Source organism: Mucilaginibacter sp. P4_G9, assembly GCF_056400985.1.
Genome location: NZ_JBFUKF010000477.1, coordinates 1 through 3529, shown reverse-complemented (window position 1 = coordinate 3529; position 3529 = coordinate 1). Strand labels below are relative to the sequence as shown.

General features: G+C 37.5%; 5 protein-coding genes. 1 reads left to right on the top strand and 4 read right to left on the bottom strand.

The window, feature by feature from the left end; genetic code table 11:
• The 3 genes from AC1DPZ_RS24055 to AC1DPZ_RS24045 all read right to left on the bottom strand — a co-directional run.
• A partial coding sequence (locus tag AC1DPZ_RS24055; protein WP_477408246.1) for an NAD(P)-binding domain-containing protein occupies window positions 1-202 on the bottom strand: 202 nt, incomplete at its 3' end.
• Between the two features lie 236 nt (window positions 203-438).
• Window positions 439-1119, bottom strand: coding sequence for an NADPH-dependent F420 reductase (locus AC1DPZ_RS24050; protein ID WP_477408244.1), 681 nt, complete (start codon window positions 1117-1119; stop codon window positions 439-441).
• Between the two features lie 554 nt (window positions 1120-1673).
• Window positions 1674-2021, bottom strand: coding sequence for a winged helix-turn-helix transcriptional regulator (locus AC1DPZ_RS24045; RefSeq protein WP_477408242.1), 348 nt, complete (start codon window positions 2019-2021; stop codon window positions 1674-1676).
• A gap of 143 nt (window positions 2022-2164) precedes the next feature.
• On the opposite strand from AC1DPZ_RS24045, the gene AC1DPZ_RS24040 reads away from it, so the two are divergent.
• Window positions 2165-2329, top strand: a complete 165-nt coding sequence (locus AC1DPZ_RS24040) for an NAD(P)-binding domain-containing protein (RefSeq protein ID WP_477408248.1) — start codon at window positions 2165-2167, stop codon at window positions 2327-2329.
• Window positions 2330-2697: 368 nt separating this feature from the next.
• Here the strand turns inward: AC1DPZ_RS24040 and AC1DPZ_RS24035 are convergent, their stop codons facing one another.
• Complete coding sequence (locus AC1DPZ_RS24035) at window positions 2698-3489, bottom strand: DUF4261 domain-containing protein (RefSeq protein WP_477408240.1); 792 nt, start codon at window positions 3487-3489, stop codon at window positions 2698-2700.
• Between the last annotated feature and the right edge of the window lie 40 nt (window positions 3490-3529).

Sequence of the window (3529 nt, the reverse complement as noted above, 5' to 3'; positions counted from 1 at the left end):
TGAAAGGAATGGACAAAATGATGGCCTCTACATCTTTAACAACGTCCTTAAGTGTTGCAGCATTTGCTCCCAAACGTTCTGCAATTTTGCTAAGCTCAGCGAAATCCTGGGTGTTGGTTACTTTCACCTGGTGTCCTGCATGAGACAATTTCTCTGCCAGTGTGCTACCAATAGCACCTGTTCCAATAATTCCTATTTTCATYTTTTTAATTTTTAATTTTTTGTTGTGCACTGTTTAATTTCCTACATCCCGGTACAAAATCAAGTGCTTAAGTATCGGCTGTTTGTTTTTGCATTAAGGATTTCAGCCTTTATTTGGAAGTAAATAGTCTTTGAGAAGATCCCAATACTTCCAAATTACCTTGCTGTAACATATTGATAGAAAATATTTTAACAATTATCCAACCTGATAAGTGCTAAAATATTCTAAACCAAATGTTATAAAAACGGACGAATTGACTCGTCAGCCATTTCAAGATATTGTGCACGCTTGCTTGCATCGGCTTCTTGTAATGCGGCTGCTAACGCTTCCTTATCAAGATCCTTACAATAGGCGGGAGTACCGGGCTGCTGTCTCCAGGATTCTGAAAGCGATCCACCGTCAATGGCGTCAAAACCAATTTCGTTAATAAGTGCCTGAACGATATGCTTATGTTCTGCTTCATTACCTGCAACAGATAAAGCTACTCGGTCAGGACTCTCTACAGGTGTAGGTTTTGAAGCCAAACTTTGCGACAGAATATTGTTGAAAGCTTTGATTACAGGGTGGCCTAACACTGTTGCAGCCCATTCACTGTCTGTCAATCCATCCTTGAGATTCAAATTCTCTCCGTCGCGGGATGGGTAATAATTACCGGTATCTATGATGATCGCCTGTGATGCGGACAAGATTTCAACCGGAAGCTTTTCCATCGCCGTAGGAGGTATAGCGATAATTATGATGTCTTTAGCCCCTGCCGCCTGTTCTACTGTCACCGGCGTTGCACCGGTTTTTGTAGCGACCTCTGCTAATGATTCCGGTCCCCGCGAATTCGCAATTTTCACCTCATGCCCCAAGGCAGTCAAATGTCCGACAAGTGTACTTCCAATGTTACCGGATCCGATTATTCCTATTTCCATTTTTAATTTTAATATATATTAAGTTAACTGTTATTATTACTTTAAAAACACCGGCCAATTCTACATTGCGCGTGGAACTCCTAAGTCTAGCGTCCTGACCTATTTTCCCAGCCCTAAGGATAAACCATCGCTACTGCTGAATTTGGACAACGTCGTTTTTAGCGGCTCATCTATCTCTGAAACTGTTGTAAAAGTATACTTAAAACACTTTACTTTTTATAGTAGTTTCCTAAAGGAAAGTGCTTTTCGATTGGTAATTACTTATGGCTGACAAATACTTTATGTGTCCTGTTCAAGCTATTAAACATATTAAGCATTGAATGTTACAATGTTGCTTTTTACCGTTACAATGAGTTGCTCTATTCTACTAAAGTAAGATTTGTACAATAGGTAGGTGATTTCGGCTCGGGTCGCCAGAGATCTTTCAGATAAGCTGCATCAAAGGCACCAAAACCAGTTTCTTCAACCAATTTTAGATGTTTGCAGATTTCGGTATCAACAACATGGATAGATATTTCTCAATTGAAAATATCGCTGATATTAACATGCAGGTACTAATCCGCAGAAACAACCTTCTTGTGAATTATACCCCAATCCTTTAAAGAATAGATGATCGGGGTTAACGTATCCGCATATTTTTCCAGGGTATATAATATCTTGACGGGGTAATCACCCAAAACAGTGCGTTTCAAAAGTTTATGCTGTTCAAGTTCCTTAAGTTCTTTAGCCAGGACTTTAGGAGTTATTCCTGGTATGCTCTCCTGTATGTCGGTAAACCGGTCATTGCCAACACCAACAGAAATAATAATGGGCAGTTTCCATTTGCCATTAATTACGTCAAGTGCATCCCTTACCGGCTTTATTGTATTCAGGCAATCACAATGTGTTTTTTTCTGGGCCATGTCATTCGTTTAACTATTTCACTTTCCTTTGGGAAAGCACTATACAAATGAAAGCAAATTGCGCTAACTTTGCAAAAGAATTTATTGAGAATGACTGCCAATAAGATCTACAATTAAATAATGAAAGATCAAAGAAAGATCAAATCAGTATTAAGTATTTAAAACCAAGCATAATGAAAATAGGAATTATAGGTACCGGCGCAATCGGCGGCATCATCGCAAAGAAATTAGCTGCAACCGGTCACGACATAAAGGTTTACAGCTCAGGAGGTCAGCAAAAATTGGAAGAAAAGGCTCGGGAAAGCTGATTCAAGTGTGCATAGTAAACGCTTTTCAGCAAAAAGGTCAGATATAGATAATATCAAAACAGAAATCAGAATAATTTTCCAAGAACTTGTTAGCTTTATAGATTATCCACATTGGACTTTAAATGTTGCCGGCAAAACGAATAAAGTCAATATCTAACTAAGGTTAGTTCCTCTTTACTTACAGAATTAGACGCTGATGAGTATTATATTTTAGATCAGAATAACCCCACTATTCGAAGTTTAGTGACTTAGGACGATTATACATAGTTTTCAACTACGACATTGCTAATCCGTAAGGATTAAAACTCGAGTACTACTCAAGTCTATTTGAGAAAAGACCATGTCTATTTATACAGTCTTTTTTGCGYTTATATCTCAAGTTTAAAAGATTCTCCTTCGACGAATTGCCCTATCGATGACTTAATGGGTATTTTTTGTTCAGTGTTAAGCCCTATTGTTTCTCCATCTTTTAGGGTAATGTCATCACCAATTACATAGGAGGTAATATTAAATAACAAATCAAATAATTCTTCTAAGCTTAGTTTTGAATTAATAATTTCAATTTCAGACTTTTCAAAGTCTTTCAGCCCATAAGTATAAGCACAATTTCCTGTTGCTATTTTTCTAAGTCCGATGTAAATCCACAACATGACAGGAACCCCATTTTCTTCGAGTTCTTCAACATGACTCAAATACTGTTTTCGTGGTATAAGCAGTGACTGACTGCCTTGATATACCGCGATAGCATCGGATGTCATTAAAATCGATCCCAAAACTTTACTTAATATCTTAAATCTTTCTACGGGGCTTTTTTGCGATGTTATTACCGATACAATTACATGCCCTGTATGCCCTACTAAATCTTTTAACGCTGATGGCCAATTATAAGCATACGAAGCCGTGCCTTCTATATCTTCCCCCGGTATTTGTACAGGCATATTTGCCATGGCAACCGACTCCCCATTTATATTGAACGAAGAAACCTCATCGTTGCCTTCAATATCTGTGACATTAAGATTCCAGAATGTTTTTAAATGATCAATAACTTTATCAAGCTGATAGCTTTTACCATCGTTAAATATTGGCATTGCCAACAAAATATCACTTTGCTTGGATTCCTTTTGTTTTCGGTCTTTCTTTAAAAAATCAAATAGTGCCATTTAGTCTGGATTATTTCGGAAGAATATAAATATATTTTTT

Coding starts and splice junctions, on each gene's coding strand:
- AC1DPZ_RS24050 (WP_477408244.1), bottom strand. CDS start 1,119: ATGGAAATAGGAATAATCGGATCCGGTAACATTGGAAGTACACTTGTC.
- AC1DPZ_RS24045 (WP_477408242.1), bottom strand. CDS start 2,021: ATGGCCCAGAAAAAAACACATTGTGATTGCCTGAATACAATAAAGCCG.
- AC1DPZ_RS24035 (WP_477408240.1), bottom strand. CDS start 3,489: ATGGCACTATTTGATTTTTTAAAGAAAGACCGAAAACAAAAGGAATCC.